General features: G+C 66.8%; 21 protein-coding genes. 10 read left to right on the top strand and 11 right to left on the bottom strand.

What is annotated here, in order from left to right:
• Positions 1–95: 95 nt before the first annotated feature.
• On the top strand, positions 96–551 hold the full coding sequence (locus tag F2P45_RS00275) for a GNAT family N-acetyltransferase (RefSeq protein WP_166869781.1): 456 nt from the start codon (positions 96–98) through the stop codon (positions 549–551).
• A 6-nt stretch (positions 552–557) separates the two neighbouring features.
• On the opposite strand, the gene F2P45_RS00270 is transcribed toward F2P45_RS00275, so the two are convergent.
• From F2P45_RS00270 to F2P45_RS00245, 6 genes are all read right to left on the bottom strand, one after another.
• Positions 558–995, bottom strand: a complete 438-nt coding sequence (locus tag F2P45_RS00270) for an SH3 domain-containing protein (RefSeq protein ID WP_166869780.1) — start codon at positions 993–995, stop codon at positions 558–560.
• A 10-nt stretch (positions 996–1005) separates the two neighbouring features.
• Positions 1006–2523, bottom strand: a complete 1518-nt coding sequence (locus F2P45_RS00265) for a hypothetical protein (RefSeq protein WP_166869779.1) — start codon at positions 2521–2523, stop codon at positions 1006–1008.
• Complete coding sequence (locus F2P45_RS00260) at positions 2484–4874, bottom strand: FtsW/RodA/SpoVE family cell cycle protein (RefSeq protein ID WP_166869778.1); 2391 nt, start codon at positions 4872–4874, stop codon at positions 2484–2486. The genes F2P45_RS00265 and F2P45_RS00260 overlap by 40 nt, the downstream gene beginning before the upstream one ends.
• On the bottom strand, positions 4871–5875 hold the full coding sequence (locus F2P45_RS00255) for a serine/threonine-protein kinase (protein WP_166869777.1): 1005 nt from the start codon (positions 5873–5875) through the stop codon (positions 4871–4873). Before F2P45_RS00255 ends, F2P45_RS00260 begins: the two co-directional genes overlap by 4 nt.
• Positions 5876–6004: 129 nt before the next feature.
• The gene (locus tag F2P45_RS00250) at positions 6005–6487 is read right to left on the bottom strand and encodes a YMGG-like glycine zipper-containing protein (RefSeq protein WP_166869776.1); all 483 of its coding nucleotides are present in this window, start codon (positions 6485–6487) and stop codon (positions 6005–6007) included.
• 193 nt (positions 6488–6680) lie between these two features.
• Positions 6681–6932, bottom strand: coding sequence for a hypothetical protein (locus F2P45_RS00245; protein ID WP_166869775.1), 252 nt, complete (start codon positions 6930–6932; stop codon positions 6681–6683).
• Between the two features lie 352 nt (positions 6933–7284).
• Here F2P45_RS00245 and F2P45_RS00240 point away from each other — a divergent pair, with 352 nt between their 5' ends.
• The gene (locus tag F2P45_RS00240; RefSeq protein WP_166869774.1) at positions 7285–8418 is read left to right on the top strand and encodes a metallophosphoesterase; all 1134 of its coding nucleotides are present in this window, start codon (positions 7285–7287) and stop codon (positions 8416–8418) included.
• Between the two features lie 94 nt (positions 8419–8512).
• Complete coding sequence (locus F2P45_RS00235; protein ID WP_166869773.1) at positions 8513–9949, top strand: M20/M25/M40 family metallo-hydrolase; 1437 nt, start codon at positions 8513–8515, stop codon at positions 9947–9949.
• Positions 9950–9971: 22 nt separating this feature from the next.
• Here F2P45_RS00235 and F2P45_RS00230 read toward each other — a convergent pair whose 3' ends face one another.
• The 3 genes from F2P45_RS00230 to F2P45_RS00220 form a co-directional block, all read right to left on the bottom strand.
• Positions 9972–10823, bottom strand: a complete 852-nt coding sequence (locus tag F2P45_RS00230) for an MBL fold metallo-hydrolase (RefSeq protein ID WP_166869772.1) — start codon at positions 10821–10823, stop codon at positions 9972–9974.
• Between the two features lie 95 nt (positions 10824–10918).
• A complete protein-coding gene (locus tag F2P45_RS00225; RefSeq protein WP_126073335.1) occupies positions 10919–11110 on the bottom strand; it encodes a Thivi_2564 family membrane protein in 192 nt (63 codons plus the stop codon).
• A 114-nt stretch (positions 11111–11224) separates the two neighbouring features.
• A complete protein-coding gene (locus F2P45_RS00220; RefSeq protein ID WP_166869771.1) occupies positions 11225–11596 on the bottom strand; it encodes a DUF1566 domain-containing protein in 372 nt (123 codons plus the stop codon).
• Positions 11597–11792: 196 nt separating this feature from the next.
• Between F2P45_RS00220 and F2P45_RS00215 the strand changes: the two genes are divergently transcribed.
• Positions 11793–13277 carry a DUF1565 domain-containing protein gene (locus F2P45_RS00215; RefSeq protein WP_166869770.1) on the top strand — a complete coding sequence of 495 codons (1485 nt, stop codon included), beginning with the start codon at positions 11793–11795 and terminating at the stop codon, positions 13275–13277.
• A gap of 156 nt (positions 13278–13433) precedes the next feature.
• Entirely contained in the window at positions 13434–14603 is a 1170-nt protein-coding gene (locus F2P45_RS00210) for a PQQ-dependent sugar dehydrogenase (RefSeq protein WP_166869769.1), read from the top strand.
• 88 nt (positions 14604–14691) lie between these two features.
• Here F2P45_RS00210 and F2P45_RS00205 read toward each other — a convergent pair whose 3' ends face one another.
• Positions 14692–16041: a PLL family lectin gene (locus F2P45_RS00205; RefSeq protein WP_166869768.1), complete on the bottom strand. Its 1350-nt coding sequence runs from the start codon at positions 16039–16041 to the stop codon at positions 14692–14694.
• 131 nt (positions 16042–16172) lie between these two features.
• Positions 16173–16835: a PEP-CTERM sorting domain-containing protein gene (locus F2P45_RS00200; protein ID WP_166869767.1), complete on the bottom strand. Its 663-nt coding sequence runs from the start codon at positions 16833–16835 to the stop codon at positions 16173–16175.
• Between the two features lie 177 nt (positions 16836–17012).
• On the opposite strand from F2P45_RS00200, the gene dgoD reads away from it, so the two are divergent.
• The 5 genes from dgoD to araH are packed head-to-tail and all read left to right on the top strand — an operon-like array spanning position 17013 to position 22596.
• Positions 17013–18161: a galactonate dehydratase gene (gene dgoD, locus F2P45_RS00195; protein WP_166869766.1), complete on the top strand. Its 1149-nt coding sequence runs from the start codon at positions 17013–17015 to the stop codon at positions 18159–18161.
• A 41-nt stretch (positions 18162–18202) separates the two neighbouring features.
• The gene (locus F2P45_RS00190; RefSeq protein WP_166869765.1) at positions 18203–19024 is read left to right on the top strand and encodes an SMP-30/gluconolactonase/LRE family protein; all 822 of its coding nucleotides are present in this window, start codon (positions 18203–18205) and stop codon (positions 19022–19024) included.
• Positions 19025–19048: 24 nt separating this feature from the next.
• Complete coding sequence (locus tag F2P45_RS00185; RefSeq protein WP_166869764.1) at positions 19049–20035, top strand: arabinose ABC transporter substrate-binding protein; 987 nt, start codon at positions 19049–19051, stop codon at positions 20033–20035.
• A gap of 6 nt (positions 20036–20041) precedes the next feature.
• Positions 20042–21613, top strand: a complete 1572-nt coding sequence (araG, locus tag F2P45_RS00180; RefSeq protein ID WP_166869763.1) for an L-arabinose ABC transporter ATP-binding protein AraG — start codon at positions 20042–20044, stop codon at positions 21611–21613.
• Positions 21610–22596, top strand: coding sequence for an L-arabinose ABC transporter permease AraH (gene araH, locus F2P45_RS00175; protein ID WP_166869762.1), 987 nt, complete (start codon positions 21610–21612; stop codon positions 22594–22596). The genes araG and araH overlap by 4 nt, the downstream gene beginning before the upstream one ends.
• Positions 22597–22633 lie beyond the last annotated feature (37 nt).

The raw sequence follows: 22633 nt of genomic DNA, 5'->3' as shown, positions 1-22633 counted from the left end.
GTTCGTGCCGTGCGTCAACATGCGGGCGCAAATGACCTGCACATTCGCGTCCAAACGTGCACAATGGGCGTACTGCCAACCTTCCCATGCCGAGAATGCATATTCGTCCTATCGAGCACAGCGATGTTACGGCCGTTGCCGCCATGTTCCGTGCGCTGGCCATCGAGTTCATCGTTCACGCATCGCCGCCGGAAGCGGCCGCCACCTTCCTGCGCGACAATGACGAAGAAGGATTCCTGGGCTTTTTGCGCCTGGGGCATGCCTATCACGTCGCCGAGGTGGATGGCGAACTGGCCGGGTTTATCGCGGTGCGCGAGCGCCAGCATCTGTATCACATGTTCGTGGCCAAAAAATTCCATGGACGCGGCATCGCGCGCGCCATGTGGGACGTGGCGCGGCGCCAGGCGATTGTGGCCGGCGGCGACGGCAGCTTTACCGTCAACGCCTCCAACTACGCGCTGCCGGTCTACCAGGCCATGGGCTTCCAGCGCACCGCGCCGATGCAGTGCGTGAATGGCCTGTATTTCAACCCGATGCAGCGCCCGGCCTGAGAACGGTCAGCGCCGCGCTTCCTCGGCGCGCCGCAGCCACAGGCTGCTCGACCAGCCGCGTACCTCCTTGCCGTCGATGCGCGCGCTGACCTGCCACCAGTCGCCGTCGCGCAGGCCGGTCGTGGTCACCACCGTCCCTGCCGGCGCCACCGCGATGCGCGGCGCGCCGATGCCTTTGTCCGCACGCAGGTTCAGGTCGTCGAATACCGTGTAGCTGATGCCCGCATGCGGCGGCAGCGCCGTTGCGGCCATGACCGGACTGGCCGCCGGCAGCGGCGACAGCAGCAGGGCGCCCAGCCCCCAGGTGCCGGCCACCAGGATGCCGGCCGCGCGCAGGTTCGGCCGGCGCCACCAGCGCGCCGGCGTCAGCCAGGCCGCCAGCACCAGGGTGGCGATCAGGCCCGTCGCGTAGGCCAGCACCGTAAGGTAGTTCGCGCTTGGCATGGCAGGCTCCTTACGCGTCGAAACGCAGCACGTAGTGGCCCGCCACCAGATGGTGGCCGGCGGGCAGCAGGTACGGCTGCTCGGCGCTCGCTTCGCCGATGCTGGCCACGAAGGCCAGCTTGTCGTCGAGGTGATACAGCGCCTGGGTGGCCGAAAGGCGCCCGATCAGGTAACCGTTCGGCCCCGCCTCGAAGCTGAAGGCGCTGCGCGACAGGCCGATGCGGTCGGCGCTGGCGCTGTCCGCGCCGCTCACAAGGCGCAGGAAGCGCGGCGAATCGAGCACGCGCAGCGCGGCCAGCATCGGCGCGCTGCGCCCGAAGGCAAAGCGCGCACCGCTGGCGACCGGCGCGGCAACCGGGTGCGGCAGGCGCAGCACGGCGCAGTAGCGGTCGGCCATGGCCGGGGCGACCGCCAGCAGGTCGACCGTGCGCGCGTCGACCGGCGTGAAGGTGGCGGGTGCGGCAACCGGCTGGCGCCCGGCGCTGGTCAGGGCATACAGCTGGTCGTCCGCATTCACGCCGAAGGTCAGCGCCGCCGCCTCGCCGTCGCCGGCCAGCATCAGAGATGGGGCCAGGGCGATTTCCATCGACACCGCGCCGGTGTCGCGGTAGCGCGAGAGGCAGGGGAGCGCCAGGCCGACCAGGCTGACCCGCTGCTGCGCCAGCGGCGCGTAGGTGGCGTCGCTTTCGATTGGCGCCGCGGCCGGACGGTGGCTGAAGGGCACGGCGGTGTCGCCGCTGTCGATGCCGGCGGGAGCGCGCGGCTTCCACACGGCGGCCGGCTTGGCTGACGCAGCGGGGATGGGAACCGAACCTGCGCGCCGCACGCGCATCAGCAGGCGCGCGGCCGGATCGCCCTTGGCGGTGACGACGTACTGGCCGCTGAGGGCGTCGAGCGCGCAGTCGAACGCGCCCTTGGGCCGCACCTGCACCTCGATCGGGGCGTCGGGACCATCGTTAATGAGCAAAATGGCACCGGCGGTACCGAACGGCCAGCTTGGTACCGCATGGCTGGCCACGTCGGCGTCGTGGCCGATCAGCGCCAGGCGCTGTTGCGGGTAGATCGGGCACACCGCTTGCCAGACGGCGCTGTCGCGCGAGGTTTCCACTGTATACAAAGGCTGTTCGCCGGCGGCCGGGAGGTAGACCGCATGACCGAACTTGACCTCCACCTGGCCCGGTTCCAGCGCATCGGTGCCGACCACGTCGTAGCGCACGTCGTCGCTGCCGAGCAGGTCGCCGAAATCCTTCTGGTGCAGGGCCGTGAGCGACTGCGCCAGGTCGCGCACGCGGGCGCCGCGCGTCAGGTGGCGGTCGTCGTCGACTTCGTCCTGCGCCAGCATCAGGGTGATGTGCGAGAAGCAGCGCGTGGGAGCGCGCCCGCGATGCTCGCGCGGGGAGCGCTCCAGCAGGTCGCGCAGCAGCGGGCGGCGCGAGAACAGCGCCAGGCCGGGCGCCTGCCACAGGGTTTCGGCGTTGAACACATCGTTCACCTTGCCCAGGACTTCATGTTGGACGTAGACCGGCATGCTTGATTCTCCTCGAATGATTGCGCACTGATTGCACTGAACGCTAGCAGGGGGCAGATGAAAAACAGCAGATGGCTGCCGCCGGCCGACAGAAAACTCATGGGCTGGCCCATGATCGGGAAGATCGCCAGGTTGGTCCCCCATGACAGCAAAAAGTGGCCCAGCACGAACGCCGCGCCGCCGCACAGGGCGAAGCAGCGGAAGCGCCACAGCCAGGCCTGGCGAAAGTCGCGCGTCTGCTCGCTGGCCCCGAAACAGCGCGCCGCCGTTTGCATCAGGCCGACCAGGAACAGCGCTTGCAGCGCCCACAGCGCCAGTGCGCCCAGTAAACCATGGCGGTTCAAGAAGAAGGAGGGTGCAAAGTCGTCCTGCACCGCCGGAATATGCAGCGCGCTGCCGCCGATCTGGCCCATGGCGCCCAGGCCGAGCCGGCTGTCTGCGCCCCACCACGCGCCTTCGGCTATGGCGCGCGCGGCCAGCAGCAACTGCTGGCCGGTATGCGGATGCTGGGCCGGGTCGAGCCACACCAGGAAGCGGTCGGCATAAAAGCCCCACTGCGCCACTTCGGCCACGCCGGCGCTGCGCAGCCAGGCGATGCTGCCGGCGGCCAGGCAGGCCACGCCGAACAGGGCGGCGGTGGCAACATGGGTGCGGGTGGCGAGCGACCAGGCCAGGGCCATCGCCATGCACCACACCAGCAACAGGATCAGGGGTGAATAATCGTCCACCTGGACCAGGGCCAGCCCGAGCAGCGCGGCGAACAGCAGCACCGGCGCGGCCAGGCGCAGCCAGCGCTGCGCGGGACTCGATTGCTCCGGCATGTCCGCGTGCCAGCCAAGGCCGATGGCGAGGCAGTGCGCGGTCAGCGCGGTCAGGGCCAGCTTGGCAAATTCGACCGGCTGCAAGTCGAACACGCCGGTTTCATCGCCGAAGACCACCTGCATCAGGAGCGCGCCGAGCGCCGCCAGCGCGAACAGGGCAAGCACCCATTCGAGGGCGGTCTGCGGCAGGGCCGGCGCGGCGGCGCGCACGCGCAGGCGCAGGTGCGCGCCGATGCCAAGGCCGATCGCCAGCAGCGCCACCGACTTCTGGAAGTGGCGCAGCGCGGCCGATTCGGCGCCGCCGAAGCCCAGTTCGAGCTGCGCCAGCAAGCCCACCGCCAGCAGCAGCACGCCAGCGGCGGTGGCCAATGTCAGGCGCGCCGGTACCAGCAGGCAGCCCCACAGCGCGGCCCAGGCCAGCAGCATCGACCAGCCGACCCCCGGTGCGCCGCCCGAACGCTGGAACAGCAGCGCGGCCACCCCGGCGATGACCAGCAGCGCGCTGGCGCCCGCCGCCGCGCGCACTGCGCGGGTTGTAGTGCGTGTAAACGGCCATGCGCCGCGCTGCCAGTTCGCGCCCGCCGCCACGGCCAGCAACACGCACAGGCCCAGCGCGACCGACCAGGCATGCCCGGCCGGCAGGGTCCAGATGCCGCGTTTTTTCCATTGCCACGCCACCTGCGCCGGCAGCAGCGCCTCGGCGTCGGCGTACAGCGCAACATGGCGCAGCGGCAGCAGGTGCAGCACGCCGTCGTCGACCTGCACGCCGAGCCGGGTGCGGCCGGCGACCAGTGTTTGCACGCCGGCCAGCGGTTCCGCGCGGCGCGCCAGGTCGACCTGGCCGGCGCTTGACGACATCATCAGCGGTGCGCGCTCGGCTGCGCCCGAGAGCAGCAGGCCATCCCTGGTGCGCGCGATGGCGGCGCTGGCGCCTTCCACATACGCGATGCCGAGCCGGTTGCCGCAGTACAGATTGCCGCCGAAGGTGAGCGGACGCGCCGCCGTCAGCGCCTGCGGCATGGCGCGGTTCCACAGCGCGATGACGCGCGCGGCGACACCCGCGTCGGGGCATGCCGGCTGGGCGCTGTCGTCGCGGTACAGGGTGGCGCCGTCGTAGCGCCACTGCGCGCCGGGGCCGGCGAAGTCGACTTGGCGCGCGCTGGCGTCAGTGACATCGAAGCGCGCTGCGCCGATGCGGAACGACTGGCCGGGGCGCAGCGCACTAGACCCCATGCGGCGGTCCATGCCGTCACGTTGCAGCAGCACCTGCTTGGCGGCGCTGACGTTGCCGGCCCACCATCTGCCGTCGGCGGCGCGGCGCACGGCCAGATGGGCGTTGTCGGCTTGCGGCGCCGCCAGTTCGGCGTCGCCCAGCGTGATCGACTCGCCCGGGCGCAGCGTCACCGAGATACGCTCCGGCGACCAGGCCGGCGGCGCGCGCCACAGGCACACCAGCTGCAACAGGCACAGGAGCGCGAGCAGGGCGGCGGTCAGGATGAAACCGGGCGAACGGTCCGCAAGGTGCTTCATGGCCGCTCGCTCGCAGGCAAGGCGGCGCGGATGGCGCCGATCATGCGGCTGATCTGCATGGCGTGGCACGGGCGCTGCGCGCGGTCGGCATGGAGCAGGGCGCGCAGCAGGAGCAGCGCTTCGGCCGCGCCGCCGCCGTGCGAGACGCTGTCCGGCGTCCAGGTGCCGGCGTGTGCCTGATTGCCGAAGGCGCGCGCGAAATGCGTCGCTTCATCGTCGTGCAGGGTGGGAGGAGGGCGGTTGCCGTGGCGTGCCAGCAGCATGGCAGCGCCGTCGCCACGGTGTTCGCGGTAGGCCTGGCCGCAGTCGCCGCAAAAGCGCAGCGGCAAACCACCGGTGACCAGATAGTAGAACAGCGCCCCGAGGGCAAAGTAATCGGTGCGGGTGTCGGTATCGTAGCCGCCGGCGGCATCCGGGAAGAACTGTTCCGGGGCCTGCCAGCTGGCGGTGCCGGCGTAGGTGCTGGCCTGGCCGTCGGCCAGCAGGCGGCTGGTGCCGAAGTCGGCCAGCTTGACGCTGCCGTGCCGGCGCGAGAGCAGCACATTGGCCGGTTTCAGGTCCAGGTACGACCAGCCATACTGATGGACCTTGGCCAGCGCCTGGTTGATCTGCCCGAGCCAGTCGAGCAGCTGCGTGTTGGTGAGCGGGCGCCCGGCATCGCGTTCGATGGCGATGTGGCGGCCAAGGTCGGTGTCGAGCAGTTCGAGCGCCATGACGGGCAGGCCATTGTGTTCGCCGCTGTCGAGCAGGCGCACCACATGGCGCTCGTCCCAGGGCGCGAGCGACTGCAGGAAGGCGATTTCGTTGCGGGCGCTGGCGATCCAGCGCTCCTGTTGCAGGGGATGGGCGCGCGCCATCTGTTCGCGGTTGACCAGCTTGAGCGCCACCTCGCCGGCCGGCCCCATGGCGCGCCACACCACGCCGTAGGCGGAGCCGCCCAACTGGCCGCACAGGCGGTACCGGCCCGCGCCAAGTGCGATGATCGCGTCCGCTGTTTCCATGCTTCCCCCAAGAGGCGCCGGCACGTGCCGTCAGCAAGCCATAGCGGAGGGAGGTGGGAAAAGGAGGGGTGTATACGAAAAAAGGCACGAGAGTCTCGTGCCAAGGCAAAGCAGGTAAGCTGACGGTGATTAGCGGCCGTATCCGTATCCATGACCACGTCCGTGGCCGCGCCCATGGCCGTAGCCGTGATGGCGGTGTCCGCGGCCGCGTTCAACATACACGACCGCCGGCGGGCCGTAGTAGCGTGGCGGCGGTGCGTAATACACCGGGGCAGGCTGGTAATAGCTGCGCGACTCGACATACACGCGTGCCGGTTCACGGTACGGACGCTCGTAACGGCGCTCTTCGTAGCGGGTTTCGTAGCGATTGTCGTAACGGTTGTCGTAGTAGCCGCGGTTGTTGTCGCGGTCGCGGGTGCTGACCGAATTGCCGACCACCGCACCGAGCACGCCGCCTACCAGCGCGCCGTTGCGCGATCCCGTGCTGTGGCCAATGGCTGCGCCGGCGACGGCGCCGATTGCCGTATTGACACCTCGGTCGCTAGCCATTGCGGTGGAGGAGATGGCCGCTGCGGCCAGGATCACCGCACCAGCAAATTTAGTATTCAACATAGCGTTTCCTTTGGCCTCAACCGAGATCGGGATGATCACGCAAGCGCTGGGGCATGACTCCACTATATCCCGGCTTCATGGGAACTCCATTCTTTATACATAAACTTACAAATACGGGAACAGTGTAACAAGGCAGGTAAACCATCCTCACTGAAGTGAGCCTAAAAAGCCCGTTTACTCAGTCACATTGAACTTAACCAATTTCTGACTTCCGCTTGGTTAATTCTGCCCTGACTTCCGCCATGTTTGATGGCTCCACGACTGTTTCCGGCGGGTGCTTCTTGGTAAGGGCAGAGAGGAACTGGACCGGCAAATTCAGCTGCCTGATCGCCCCGCCGCCAAGCACTCGAGGATAGGCGTTTTGGACATCCGCAGTGCCAAGCCCATTCTTCAGAGGTGGTGAGATAACGACAAATTCCAGTTTGGCGAGGGGTTTCGGTTTCATCCTGGTCTCCTGTTGCTTGGCCCATGATGCGCTTTTCCGGGGCCAAACGCAAAAATCCACCTCTGTGCCCTAATGCCGCTAACTTATGCTCCGTCTTTCCCGCGAAGGCGGGAATCCAAGGCATCTTTGGTGAGCGACGGTGCCTTCGATTCCCGCCTTCGCGGGAAAGACGGTTTTGACGTTTGTGGTCATAAAACCGCTTAACTTATCGGCGTTGACCTCTGTGCCCCGTGTTTGACGCAGATAAACGCAGGCGTCACTCGGGGCGCCTTGTGGCGGTGCCATCTTCCCCCTTGCGTAAGGCTGGCGCCGCCCCATCTGGGACCGGTTACCCTCTTTTCCGGACCTGCCCATGCCTGCGCGCGCCGTCTTCATCGTCCTGGCACTTCTGTCAATGTTACATCTCTATATAGGCTTGCGGCTGGTGCCGGCCATCGATCCCGGGCCGCTGGGCGTGGCCGTGGCCGTCGCGCTGCTGGCCGCGTCGACCTTGCTGATGCCCGCCGGTTTGCTGTCGGTGCGTTTCAAGCGCTGGCGCTGGTCCGACCAGCTGGCGTGGGCCGGCATGCTGACCATGGGTTTCTTTTCATCGCTGCTGGTGCTCACCGTGCTGCGCGACGTGGCGCTGCTGGCGCTGACCGTGTTCGGCGCCGCCGGCGCGGCGGTGGTGCGGGGCACGGCGATTGCGGTGCCGCTGGTGGCGCTGGGCGTGACCCTGATTGGACTGGTCAACGCCCGCAGGGTGGCGCGCGTGGTCGAGGTGGAGGTGCCGATCGCCGGCCTGCCGGCCGCGCTGCACGGCTACTCGATCGTCCAGATCTCCGACCTGCACGTGGGGCCGACCATCAAGCGCGGCTACCTGAACGCCATCGTCACCAAAGTCAATGCGCTCAAACCCGACGCCATCGCCATTACCGGCGACACGGTCGACGGCAGCGTGCGGCGCCTGCGCTTGCACACCGAGCCGCTGGCGCGTCTGGCGGCCCGCGACGGCGCCTTTTTCGTCACCGGCAACCACGAATACTATTCCGGCGCCGACGAATGGATCGCCGAGATGCGCCGTCTCGGCCTGACGGTGCTGATGAACCAGCACGTCGTGTGCGAGCGCGGCGACGCGGCCCTGATGATCGCCGGCGTGACCGACTTCACCGCCCACCACTTCAACGAATCGCATCGCAGCAATCCGCGCGCGGCGGCGGCCGGCGCGCCCGATCATGTGACAGTACGCATCCTGCTGGCGCACCAGCCGCGCAGCGCCCCGGCGGCGGCGGACGCCGGCTTCCACCTGCAACTGTCGGGCCATACGCACGGCGGCCAGTTCTTCCCGTGGAACCTGTTTGTACCCTTGCAGCAGCCGTTTACCGCAGGCCTGAACCGCATGCGCGATCTGTGGGTCTACACCAGCCGCGGCACCGGCTACTGGGGACCGCCCAAGCGCTTCGGAGCGCCGTCCGAGATCACGCGGGTGCGCCTGGTGGCCGCTTGATGGTCCGTCGAACCTTGGCCGCGACGTCCTCCGGCACGGATGGCGCAAATGCGCTATCGTTGGAATCCCTCCGCCATCTTCAAGGATTGACCGCATGTCACGCACGTACCATCAGCCTGTGTTGTCCCTTCTCGCCGCCAGCATGATCGGCGCCAACGCGTTTGCCGCCGCTCCCGGCAACGACCCCGCCGCGCTGGCGAACATCCGCGACACCGCGCTCAAAAGCGACTGGGCCTACGAGCGCCTGGCCGACATGACGGACCTGATCGGCCCGCGCCTGTCCGGATCGGCCGGCGCCGCCGCCGCTGTGACCCAGGTGGCCGACGCCATGCGCAAGCTGGGCGCGACCGTCACGCTGCAACCGGTCAAGGTGCCGCACTGGGTGCGCGGCGAAGAGAAGGGCGAACTGGTGGACTATCGCGGGCGTCCGGCCGGCGTGACCCAGCGCGTGGTGCTCACCGCCCTGGGCGGCTCGTCGGCCACCCCGGCGGCCGGGCTGGTGGCGCCGGTGATCGTGGTGCGCAGCTTCGATGAACTCAAGGCGCGCGGCGCCGAGGTGAAGGGACGCATCGTGCTGTTCGACGTCGCCTTCGACCAGGGCATGGCCGAGCGCGGCCAGGCGTCGCAAGCCTACCGCCAGGGCTCGAAATACCGCGTCGGCGGGCCGCGCATGGCGGCCGAGATGGGCGCGGCGGCGGCGCTGGTGCGCTCGGTCGGCGGGGCCGACTTCCGTCTGCCGCACACCGGCAACAGCGGCATGCGCGACGGCGCGCGCATTCCGGCGGCCGCCGTCAGCGCCGAAGACGCGATGCTGATGGTGCGCCTGGCCGCGCGCGGTCCCTTGTCCATGCGCCTGACGCTGCCCCCGCAAATCCTGCCCGACGCCGACAGTTTCAATGTCATTGCCGACTTGCCCGGCACCGACAAGGCCGACGAAATCGTGATCGTCTCGGGCCACCTCGATTCGTGGGACCTGGCCACCGGCGCCAACGACGACGGCACCGGCGTGGCCAGCGCGATGGCGGTGATCGAGACGCTGAAAAAGCTCGACTACCGGCCGCGCCGCACGATCCGCGTGATCGCCTGGGCCAACGAAGAAAACGGCGGGCGCGGTGCGCAGGCCTATTACGAGGCGCACAAGGCGGCGCTGGGCAAGCAGATCGCCGCCATCGAGAGCGACAGCGGCGCCGGCCGTCCGTTCGGCTTGCGCGCCAGCGTGCGCGCGCGCGACGTGGCGCAGTTCGCGCCCTTGCAGGCGGCGCTCGAACCGATGGGCGCCGGCGCTTTTCAGCGCGCCGATGCGCTCAGTACGGGCGACCTGCACGAACTCGAACAGGCCGGCGTGCCGAGCTTCTCGCCGCTGCTCGACACCGCCAACTACTTCCACTACCACCATTCGGCGGCCGATACGCTCGACAAGGTCGATCCGGAGAACCTGCGCCGCCATGTGGCCGTCATGGCCGCCACCACCTGGTTCCTGGCCAATACCGACAAGCCGCTGGCGCGCTGGGTCGACGCCGCCAGGGAGTAAGCGCCAGGCCGCGCTGCGCGCCTCAGAACGCGTCGAGCGGAATCTTCAGGTAGCGCACGCCGTTTTCCTCGGGTGCCGGCAGTTCGCCGGCATTGAGGTTGACCTGGATCGCGGGCAGGATCAGGGTCGGCATGGCCAGGGTGGCGTCGCGCCGCGTGCGCATGGCCACGAAGTCGGCCTCGCTCACGCCGTCGTGCACGTGGATGTTGTGCGCGCGCTGGTCGGCGACGGTGGTTTCCCATGCCGGCGCGCGGCCGTCCGGTGGATAGTCGTGGCACATGAACAGGCGCGTGCCTGGCGCCAGCGCCAGGATGCGGCGCACCGACCGGTACAGCATTGCCGCGCAGCCGCCGGGGAAGTCGCAGCGCGCCGTGCCGACGTCGGGCATGAACAGCGTGTCGCCGACAAACACGGCGTCGCCGATCCGGTAAGCCATGTCGGCCGGCGTGTGGCCGGGCACGTGCAGCGCGCGCGCTTGCAGCTCGCCGATGGCGAAGTCTTCGTTGGGCGCGAACAGGTGGTTGAAGCGGGTGGCGTCGCCGGTATCGGCAAACAGCGCCGAAAAGGCGCGCTGCACGGTGCGGATGCCGGCGCCGATGGCGGTGCGGCCGCCCAGTTGCGCGGCCAGGAAGGGCGCAGCCGACAGATGGTCGGCGTGGGCGTGGGTTTCGAGCAGCCATGCCACCGTGAGCGCATTTGTGCGCACAAAGTCGATCACCCGTTCGGCCGAGGCGGTGGAGGTGCGCCCGGATTTGGGATCGAAATCGAGCACCGGATCGATGATCGCGCAGGGCGTGCCGGCGCCCGCGTGGACCACGTAGGTGACGGTGGCGGTGCTGTCGTCGTAAAAGGCCTGGATCTGTGCTTGCGTCATGGCCGGATTATATGCCCAGCGGACGTTTCCATCAGGCGTAAAAAAGCCCGGCGGTTCCGTTGGGAACTGGCCGGGCCGCTTGCGCTGTGTAGCGACTACAGGTTCAGGCGTGGCAGGTAGCCGCCTGGAATGATGCCGAAGACCGACAGGACGATCAGAATCAGCAGGATGATGAACAGCACCCGGACAATCTGCGCCACGGGAGCCGGCAGCGGCAGCATGCTGACGAGCCACCAGATCAATCCGAAGATGACCAAATAGATGATGAGGCTGATGAGGATATTCATTTTTGTTTTCCAATACGGCTGTTGTTATATATAGGTAGTGCGTCGGAGTAGACAGAACGGACGATATCGGAAAAGCATGTGTCGATCCGTTCGGTAGGGCACATAAGCACGCGTTCAGTCGACCGGCACCCGCCGCACGGCGCGCGCGCGGCCCCGAAACGGCCGGCCGTACATGGTCTGGATGCCGCTCGTGAAGTTTTGCCCCCACACCAGGTGCGCGCGCGGCTCCTGCGTTTCGCACGACCAATACCACATGCGCTGGAAATGTTCGTGCAAATTGGCGTAGAGCAATGCCAGTTCGCGCCGGGTCGGCAGTTGCCCACCGCAGGCCAGCGCCCAGTCGCGGGCGATTCCCCACGGGACGTCCGCCACTTCGTCCGGCAACAGCACCAGATGGTGGTCGCAACAATTGTTCTTTCCGAGTATGAGGCCGGCGTAGTGCTCCCCGGCCGGAAGGGTGAGCCTGACGTTGGTGTAGTCGCGCATAGGTTCTCCGTCAAAGTGAATTTACTTCTTAGAGCGGCTTTGCCCACGCGAGTTGCAGCCAGGTGTTTGATTTCCATCGGGATACTACTGGTGTGGTTCTCATATTTGACAGAAATTTTCCTGTCAAATCATTGAACCTATTTATTTGATCCCGCTCAAACCTTGCTCATTCACGTAAAAAAGTAAGGAACCTGTAATGAATAAATTTGTCACCTTTGCTTCGGAAATCCGTGTTCACGCCTTGCTGTGCAGCAGCATGACCGTCTTGCTGGCCGCTTGCGGCGGCGGTAGCGGCGAACAGGACGCGTCCCAAGCCAAGCAACAAACGCAGACGGCCGCTTACATGGTCAGCAGCGACGGATCCAGTGCCGGGACGGCCCCGGTCGATGCGCTGATGGCCAACCGGGCCGACGGCGAACAGGCCGAACCGGCTGCGGCCCCGGCCCGGGATGACGCCGGCCAGGCTGCGGACGCCGCTCCATCCAATTACAGCGAGAAAGATTTTGCCCTGATCGGCTACGGCGCCGGCGACGCCATGCCGCACAGCGCCACCGCCTATGGCGCCACCGACGCTGCCGCCCTGGCCGCCGCCACCGCCGCCCAGGGCGCGGACCTGCCGGTAGCGGCGCAAGCGGTCCCCGTCATTCCCTCGACCACCTACAAACTGTATGTGGCGCCGAACGGTAACGACAGCAACGCGGGCAGCGCCGCCGCGCCGTTCAAGACCATCGCCCGCGCCGCCCGCGCAACCAGGGGCAGCACCACCGTGTTCGTGGCGCCCGGCACTTACACCGGCGGCATCAAGACCACCGTCAGCGGCTCCGCTTCGGCGCGCATCTATTTCGTCTCGACCACCAAATGGGGCGCCAAGATCGTCGCTTCCGGTTCGAGCGGCAAGACCGGCTGGGATAACCGCGGCAACTACGTCGACATCGTCGGCTTCGAAGTCAACGGCAAGGGCGGCAAGTGGACCGGCGGCATCTACAACGGCGGCTCCTACGACATGATCCGCGCCAACTACGTGCACGACATCGCCAAAGGCGTCGGCTGCACCAGCGGCGGCGGTTCGGCCATCGGCGTGGACAGCTACTACAAGGGCGTCAAGTCCGACGTCGTCGGCAACCTCGTGCACGATATCGGCCCGGCCGGCTGCCGTTTCGTGCAGGGCATCTACGTCAGTACCTCGGGCAGCGTGAAGAACAACGTGGTCTACCGCGTGGCCGAAGGCGCGATCCACCTGTGGCACGATGCCAACCGCGTGATCATCACCAACAATACGGTGACGACCTCGAACACCGGCATCATTGTCGGCGGCGGCGACTACTATCACACCCGGGGTCCGGCCGATTACATCGCCGTCTACAGCAATATCGTGTACGACAACAAGATGGGCGTGTCGGAGCAGGGCAAGACGGGCAAGAACAATACCTACCGCAACAACCTGGTATTCAAGAACTCGACCTACAACTGGCAGCTCAAGAACGGCCTGACCCACAGCGGCACCGTCAGCTCCGAGCCGCTGTTCGTGGCCTACAGCCGCAGCGGCACGCCGGACCTGCGCCTGTCGAGCAGCTCGCCCGCCATCGGACGCGGCACCCCGACCGAAGCGCTCGACTTCGACTTCCTCGAACGTCCGCGTAACACGACGACAGGTTTCGACATCGGCGCCTATCAGCACTGATCGTTCGTAAAACAGCGGCAATTCCCCCGATGCGTCAGGCCGCTAACGGCTGGCGCATCGTCAATACGGCACGCCTGGTTCGACCACCGGGCGTGCGCATTCGGCAGCCATCCGGTACGATGAAGGAAGAAACCCCCATTGTTAAGGAGATACCCGATGTTGCCCACCCTGTTCCCACGCCCCTTGTCCTCTTGCATCGCCGCCGCCCTGACGGCGCTGGCGCTGCCCGCCGCGCAGGCACAATTGCCCACCAGTGATGTGCCGCCCGCCGCCAAAGGCTGGCGCGCGGAAACGGTGAGCGAAGGCTTGTCGCATCCCTGGGCGGTGAACTGGTTGCCGGACGGGCGCATGCTGGTGAGCACCAAGAATGGCAAGCTGTATATGCTCAAGGGCAAGCGCTTCGCGGAAGTGCCGATGGAAGGCTTGCCGCCGGTCTTCACCAACGGCCAGGGCGGCCTGCTCGACATTGCCATCCATCCGGGCGACAAGATCAATCCGCGTGTCTACATGACGATGTCCACCGGCACCGACCAGGCCAACCGGACCACCCTGGTGCAGGGCGTGTTCGACGGCAAGGCCGTGAGCGGCATCAAGACCATTTTCAAGGCCCAGCCCGACAAGAGCGGCGGCCAGCACTTCGGCTCGCGCCTGCTGTGGCACAAGGATGGCACCTTGCTGATGAGCATCGGCGACGGCGGCAATCCACCGCAGCAGGTGGGCGGCATGCTGGCGCGCGACCAGGCCCAGAACCTGGGCAGCCACAACGGGTCGATCCTGCGCCTGACCGATGCCGGCAAGGCCGCGCCCGGCAATCCGCTGGCCACGCGCCCGGGTGCGCTGCCGGAAATCTGGAGTTACGGCCACCGCAACATCCAGGGCATGGCGCTCGACGCCAGCGGCCGCGTGTGGGCCTCCGAACACGGACCGCGCGGCGGCGATGAACTGAACCTGGTCGAAGCGGGTCAAAACCATGGATGGCCGCTGCAAAGCTACGGCCGCGATTACCGCACGGGCGAACCGGTCGGCCAGCCGGTCGTGCCGGGCATGACGCAGCCGAAGATTGCATGGGTGCCGTCGCCGGGCGCGTCCGGGCTGGTGCAGTACAGCGGTAGCCAGTTCCCGCAATGGCGCGGCAGCCTGTTCAGCGGCGGTCTGGCCACCACCGACGTGCGCCGCATCGTGCTCGACAAGGATGCCAATGTGGTGTCGCAGGAACGCCTGCTGATCGGCAAGCGCGTGCGCGATGTGCGCCAGGGGCCGGACGGGCATCTGTACGTCATCACCGACGAAGACAACGGCCAGTTGCTGCGCATCGTGCCGCAGTAAGCAATGCCGCTCAGATAAACTTTTAGCCCAAAAACTAAGCTCCGTCATTCCTGCCACTGGCAAAAATGACGGATCCTGGCGTAAAGCGTCAGCTATTCATGCCATCGTGCAACTGCGCCGGCTGCCCCGACGAATCGAGTCCGCCCGACGCGGCGTCGGCCGCGCCCACCGGCGTCTGGCCGAAGTTCTGGATGATGCCGCCCATGTACTCGTAACCGGTCAGCGACGGCCCCCAACTGCTGCCATTCCACCATTTGTGGTACAGCGCGCTGTCCGATCCGGTGGCGAACACATCCAGCCGGTTCGCAGCCCACGCCACCACCCGCGGTTGCGAGGACAGGATCCCGCCCATCGCTTCGTACCCCAGCAGGGACGGACCCCAGTTGCTGCCGTCCCACCATTTGTGATACAGCGCGCTGTCGGTGCCGACCACGAACACGTCGATCCGGTTCGGTCCCCACGACACCGCTTCGGGGTTGCCGATGCACACGCCGCCGAGCCGTTCCAGGTTATTCCCCGAGGGCAGCCACTGGTTGCCGTTCCACCATTTGTGATACAGCGCGCCATCGGTGCCGGTCACAAACACATCGAGGCGGTTGTTGCCCCAGGCGACCGCGCGCGGCGCCGAGGTGCACACGCCGCCCAGTTTTTCGTAGCCGGTCAGCGAGGGCCCCCAGTTGCTGCCATCCCACCACTTGTGATACAGCGCGCGGTCGGTGCCGATGACGAACACGTCGAGCCGGTTCGGACCCCACGAGACCACTTCGGGCTGCTCCATGATAATGCCGCCCATGTTTTCGTAGCCGGTCAGCGATGGTCCCCAGGTCGAACCGCTGCGCCACTTGTGATACAGCGCGCGGTCGGTGCCGATGACAAACACGTCGAGCCGGTTGGGGCCCCATGAGATGGCGCGCGGGTCGCCGATGCATATGCCGCCCAGATTGGTGTAGCCGGTCAGCGACGGCACCCAGGCGCTACCGTTGAAGTTCTTGTGATACAGGGCGCTGTCGGTGCCTGTGACAAACAGGTCGAGGCGGTTGACCTGGGTCGAGATGGCCTGCGGCACGCTGGTGCCGACCCCGCCCATGAATTCGTAACCGGTCACGGACGGATTCCAGCTTGAGCCGTTCCACCACTTGTGATACATGCCGCGATTGGTGCCGAGCGCGAACACGTCAAGCCGGTTCGGACCCCACGCCACCACCGGGCCCGAGCTGGGCTTGCGCGGACCCGCCTGCGCCGCGAGTGCCTGGGCATCGGGTGTGTCGTCCTGCACGCCAGCCGCCGCGGGCTGGCTCATCATGCTGGCACCCGGCATGCCGCGCGCGCCTTGCGGTACGGCGCTGGCGCTGGCGCTGTTGCCGCTGCTGCCGCCATGCATCGCACCGCTGCTCATGCTGTCCGAATTTTCCGTATTTTCCGATTGCATTGATTTCATGCTGTCTTCCTTCCGGTTCGTTGATCGTGTTCCTGCCCGGCTCCGTGGCCACGGAGTGCGTACGCAGGCCTGGTGAAATTATCCTGGCATTTCCACTGGGAACTTTTGACGGAGATGCAAGGATGGTGCTGTCATCTTCGGCTGCGGCAATAGAAATACCAATCCCATCCGCAAAGCCGATAGCGTGCTTTCAAAAAATGCCACGATGCGGGTGTGCGGCGCCGCAATGCCAGCATGCCGGCGATGCCGAGTCCGACCAGCGTGAGCGAAGCAGGCTCGGGCACCTTGACGGGCGGCACGGTGATCTCCGTCCGGCTCAGGGAAAAACTCATGTCGTTGAATTCGTACGGCCCGCCGCGCAAGTCCTCGAAACTGATCAGCGTGACATCCGGGAGCCAGTTTTCCTGGGCGCGCGCATGGGCGCGGCGGTCGGCGTTGCGGCTGGCCTTGCCCGAATAGAAATCGCGCCCCGTATTGTTAACATGCAGCCGAAACACCAGTTCGCTGCCGGACGCAAACCGGCCCAGCTCAAGGGTCGCGCCCACGGGCGTGCTGCGGTTGTTAAACATGAACAGGTCGTTGTTGTCGATCCCGTCATCGGTGAACAGGTAGACATCGTTGGCATAGTCGGCGGAGCTGCCCAGGTAGGTCGCCACCATAGCGCCCGGACCTGTCGCCAGCACGGCCCGGCCTTCGGTGCCGCTGCTGGCGATGGGAATGGCGCGCGCGGCGCCCGGCATGGCCAGGCCGGCCATGGCCGCGCTGCAGGCAAGCAATGAACGAAGCAACTTCATGTGCATGAGCTCCTCTTGAAACGGCGGTCCACGCCGTCGATCGGATGGCCCATCATAAGCAGGCGGGCAGCTGATGAATAGCTATGCGATTTGCGTATAGCTTTTTCGCGAATATTCATATTTCAGGGGTGGCTCGCAGGCTTAGACTGCCTGTCATTCTTGACTAATGGCTAAGCAATGAAAATCATCAAACTGACGACGTACCGGGTTCCGCCGCGCTGGATGCTGCTCAAGATCGAGACAGACGAAGGCATCGTCGGCTGGGGCGAACCCGTGATCGAAGGGCGCGCGCGCACGGTCGAAGCGGCCGTCCACGAGATGACGCCATTCTTGATCGGCCAGGATCCGGGCCGCATCAACGACCTGTGGCAAGCCATGTACCGCGGCGGCTTCTACCGCGGCGGCGCGATTTTGATGAGCGCCATCGCCGGCATCGACCAGGCCCTGTGGGACATCAAGGGCAAGGCGCTCGGCGTGCCGGTCTACGACCTGCTGGGCGGCCGGGTACGCGACAAGATGAAGATGTACAGCTGGGTCGGGGGCGACCGTCCGCTTGATGTCATCGCCGGCATCCGCAAGCTGCGCGAAGTCGGCATCGACACCTTCAAGATGAACGGCACCGAAGAACTGCGCATGCTCGACAGCGCGCGCGCGGTCGACCAGGCGGTCGGACGCATCGCCGAAATCCGCGAAGCCTTCGGCAACGACATCGAATTCGGCATCGACTTCCACGGCCGCGTGGCCGCGCCCATGGCCAAGGTGCTGCTGCGCGCGCTGGAGCCGTACCGCCCCCTGTTCGTCGAAGAGCCGGTGCTGGCCGAGCAGGCCGAGTACTATCCGCGCCTGGCCGAATCGACCTCGATTCCGCTGGCGGCCGGCGAGCGCATGTACTCGCGCTTCGAGTTCAAGCGCGTGCTCGAACAGGGCGGCCTGGCGATCCTGCAGCCCGACCTGTCGCACGCCGGCGGCATCACCGAGTGCGTCAAGATCGCGGCCATGGCCGAAGCCTACGATGTCGCCGTGGCGCCGCATTGCCCGCTCGGCCCGGTGGCGCTGGCGGCCTGCCTGCACCTCGATTTTGTATCGCACAACGCGGTGCTGCAGGAGCAGAGCATGGGCATCCATTACAACCAGGGCGCCGAACTGCTCGACTACGTCATCAACAAGGATGACTTCCGCATGGACGGCGGCTACATCGCCGCCCTCACCAAGCCGGGGCTGGGGGTCGAGGTCGACGAAGAACGCGTGCTCGAAGCGAGCAAGAACGCACCCGACTGGCGCAATCCCCTGTGGCGCCACGAGGATGGCAGCGTCGCCGAGTGGTAGCCCTGCCGTCATCCACACCGTCGTCCACGCCGCCATCTCGCTTGTCGCACCATCCCGGGCGCTGCCTGCGCTGGGATGCGCACAGCCGCCGCTGGTGGTGGACCGGTAGCGCGGCCCACGCGGTACACGCGTACGCCACGCAAGACGCGGCGCCGCTGGCCTGCCGCCTGCCCGACGCCGCCGGCCTGCTGGCGCACTGCCGGTCCGGGCGTGTGCTGCTGGGCCTGAGCAAGCGCCTCGGCGTGGCGCAGCCGGGCAGGGAAACCAGCGCGCGCCAGCTGCGCGTGCAGCCGCTGGTGGCGGTGGACGCCGCCGAACCGCGCACCGCGATCAGCGACGGCTGCACCGACCGCCGCGGTTTCCTGGTCTTCGGCACCCGCAACGTGGCCGAAGACGGGCGCGCGATCGGCAGTTTTTATCAGTATTCGCGCCAGCACGGCTTGCGCCGCCTGGCCTTGCCGGTGGTGGCCGAGGCGAGCGCCATCTGCTTTTCCGCCGACGGCAGGCGCATGTTCTTCGCCGACGCCCGCGCCAGCCGCATCATGGCCTGCGACTACGACGCCGACGCCGGCAGCGTGGGCGCGCCCAAGGTGTTCGCGCAGCTCGATGCCGGCGTCAGCCCGCGCGGCGCGGCGCTCGACCTCGATGGCTGCATGTGGAGCGCCCAGACCGGCCGGTTGCTGCGCTACGCACCGGATGGCAAGGTAGTACAGCGCATTGCGCACGATTGCACCAGCATCGCCTTTGGCGGCGCCGGCCTGACGCAGCTCGCCGCCGTTGGCGCGGGCGGCTTGTATGCAGTCCCTGGTCCCGGCGTCGCGGGTCAGGCAGACAGTCCGTTCGACGATCATCCACCACAATAAATCGATAACTAACAGGAGACCACCATGAAATTACGTATCTTCGCAAAAATCGCCGCCGCAGCCCTGGTGACATGCGCTTTCGGCGCCGCCCACGCGGCCGATCCGGTCAAGATCGGCTTCCTGGTCAAGCAGGCCGAGGAACCGTGGTTCCAGGATGAATGGCGTTTCGCCGAGCAGGCCGCCAAGGACAAGGGTTTCACGCTGATCAAGATCGGCATTCCGAACGGCGAAAAAATGATCGCCGCGATCGACAACCTGGCCGCGCAAAAAGCACAGGGCTTCGTCATCTGCGCGCCCGACGTCAAGCTGGGCAAGGCGGTCGAACGCGCCGCCAGGCGCAACAACATGAAAGTCATCTCGGTCGACGACCGCCTGCTCGATGGCGCCGGCAAGCCGCTGGCATCGGTGCCGCATATGGGCATTTCGGGCTACGAGATCGGCAAGCAGGTGGGCGCGGGTCTGGCCGCCGAAATCAAGGCGCGCGGCTGGAATCCGGCCGAAGTGGGCATCCTGCGCATCGCCTACGACCAGCTGCCGACCGCCAGGGAGCGCACCATGGGTGCGGTCGACACCTTGACTGCGGCCGGCATCCCGGCGGCCAACGTGATCGACGCGCCGCAGTCGAAGACCGATACCGAATCGGCCTTCAACGCCGCCAACATCGCCTACACCAAGCAGCAGCGCTTCAAGAAGTGGGTCGCGGTGGCCCTGAACGATGAATCGGTGATGGGTGCGGTGCGCGCCGCCGAAGGACGCGGCATGCGCGCCGACGCCATGATCGGCATCGGCATCGGCGGCAGCAAGACGGCGCAGAACGAATTCGCCAAGCCGCAGCCGACCGGTTTCTTCGGCACCGTGATGATCAGCCCCAAACGCCATGGTTACGAAACCGCCGCCAACCTGTACGACTGGATTGCCACCAACAAGGTCCCGGCTGCGGAAACGCTCACCGCCGGCATGCTGATGACGCGCGCAAATGCCGACAAGGTGCGCGCCGAGATGGGGCAGTGATCGACGATGTCCGCTTATCTCCAGTTTGACCAGGTCTCGAAACACTTCCCCGGCGTGATCGCGCTCGGGGGCGTGAGCTTCGAGGCCCACGCCGGAACCGTGCATGGCCTGCTGGGCGAAAACGGCGCCGGCAAGTCGACCCTGCTCAAGATCCTGGGCGGGCAGTACCGCCCGGACGGCGGGCGCCTGCTGGTCGACGGGCGCGAAGTGCGCTTCGGTTCGGCCAGCGACGCCATCGCCGCGGGGGTGTCGATCATCCACCAGGAACTGCAGTATGTTCCCGAGTTGACGGTGGCCGAGAACGTCCTGCTGGGCCGCATGCCGACCCGCATGGGCTTTCTCGACAAGGGCGCCGCCAACCAGCTGGTCTCAAGACGCCTGGCCAAAATCGGGGTCGACCTCGACCCGAACGCGCGCCTGGCCGACCTGTCGATCGCGCAGCGCCAGATGGTCGAGATCTGCAAGGCCGTGATGCAGGATGCCCAGGTGATCGCCTTCGACGAGCCGACCAGCAGCCTGTCGCACCGCGAAACCGAGATCCTGTTCCGCCTGGTGCGCGACCTGCGCGCCGAAGGGCGCACCCTGATCTACATCTCGCACCGGCTGGAAGAACTGTACGCGCTGTGCGACGCCTGCACCATCTTCCGCGACGGGCGCAAGGTCGCCACGCACCCGGTCATGGCCGAGGTGCCGCGCGAGCGCCTGATCAGCGACATGGTCGGGCGTGAACTGAGCGACATCTACGACTACCGCGAACGCGCACTGGGCGCCGAGCGCCTGGTGGTGCGCGGCATGGCCGAGGGTTGCGACTTTTCGGTGCGCGCCGGCGAAGTGCTGGGCTTCTTTGGCCTGGTGGGCGCCGGGCGCAGCGAATTGATGCGCCAGATGTACGGCGCCGACAAGCGCCTGCCCGGCACCGTGCTGCTCGACGGCGCGCAGGTGGCAATGGGCGGCCCGTCGGCGGCGATTGCGGCCGGCATCGTGCTGTGTCCCGAAGACCGCAAGGAGCAGGGCATCCTGGCCCAGTCCTCGGTGGCCGAGAACATCAACATCAGCTGCCGCCGCCATGCGCTGCTGGGCGGGATTTTCCTGCGCCATGCGCGCGAGGCTGCGCTGGCCGACGAATTCATCGCGCGCCTGCGCATCAAGACCCCCAGCCGCGAACAGGAAATCCGCCTGCTCTCGGGCGGCAACCAGCAGAAAGTGATCCTGGCGCGCTGGCTGGCCGAACCGGACCTGAAGGTACTGGTGCTGGACGAACCGACGCGCGGGATCGACGTCGGCGCCAAGAACGACATCTACCGCATCATCCACGAGGTGGCCGCGCGCGGCTGCTGCGTGATCGTCATTTCGAGCGAACTGCCCGAAGTGCTGGGCATTGCCGACCGCGTGGCGGTGATGCGCGACGGCCGCATTGTCGGCCAGCTGGCGCGTGCGGACGCCGACGAAAAAGCGGTGCTGAGCCTGGCGCTGCCGGACCCGCTGGGCGACGCCGATACCAGCAACGATAACAACAACGATAACAACAACGATAACAACGGCGACAACGCCGATAACACCTCCCGGAGAATTGCATGAGCACCATCCCAGTCACCCACGGCGGCGCCCCGGCGCTGGCCAGCCGCCAGCGCGCGCTCCTGATCGAATACAGCATGCCGCTGGCGTACGCGCTGCTGTTCGCCGTGCTCGCGGCCACGGTCGATAACTTCTTCTCGGTCGCCAACGTGGTCGGCCTGATGCTCTCGGTCGCGCAGATCGGCATGGTCGCCTGCACCATGATGCTGTGCCTGGCCTCGCGCGACTTCGACCTGTCGGTCGGCTCCACCATCGCCTTTGCCGGCGTGCTCGGGGCCATGGTCCTGGAACGCAGCGGCAGCGTCGCCCTGGCCGTCGGCGCGGGCCTCGGCGCCGGTGCGCTGATCGGCGCCGGCAACGGCGTGCTGATTGCTTACCTGCGCGTCAACGCGCTGATCGCCACCCTGGCCACCATGCTGATGGTGCGCGGGCTGGCGTTCATCGTCTCGCAAGGGCAGGCGGTCGGGATCAACTCCGATGCCTTCATCGCCTTCGGCGACACCCAGGTGTTCGGCCTGCCGCTGCCGGTGCTGATGGCCGGCGCCTGCTTCCTGGTGTTCGGGGTGCTGCTCAATCATACGGTGTTCGGCCGCAATACCCTGGCCATCGGCGGCAATCCGGAAGCGGCGCGCCTGGCCGGCGTCAAGGTCGAGAAGCTGCGCGTGTGGATCTTTCTGCTGCAAGGGCTGGTTACCGCGCTGGCGGGCCTGATCCTGGCCTCGCGCATCACCAGCGGCCAGCCGAATGCGGCGCAGGGTTTCGAGCTCGATGTGATTTCGGCCTGCGTGCTCGGTGGGGTCTCGCTCCAGGGCGGCAAGGCGCGCATTTTCGGGGTGCTGATCGGGGTGCTGATCATGGGGACCGTGGAAAATGTCATGAATCTGCTGAACGTCGATTCGTTCTACCAGTACCTGGTGCGCGGTTCGATCCTGCTGGCGGCGGTGCTGCTCGATCAGTTGAAGGCGCGCGGGGAGCGCCGCACCTGAGAGAGGTACCTTGTCGGAGGTCATACATGTTGACGAT

It is taken from the genome of Massilia mucilaginosa, from assembly GCF_011682145.1.
Classification (GTDB): Bacteria; Pseudomonadota; Gammaproteobacteria; order Burkholderiales; family Burkholderiaceae_D; genus Telluria_A; species Telluria_A mucilaginosa.
Note: the sequence above shows the minus strand (reverse complement) of the source record. Positions and strands in the feature narration are given on the sequence as shown.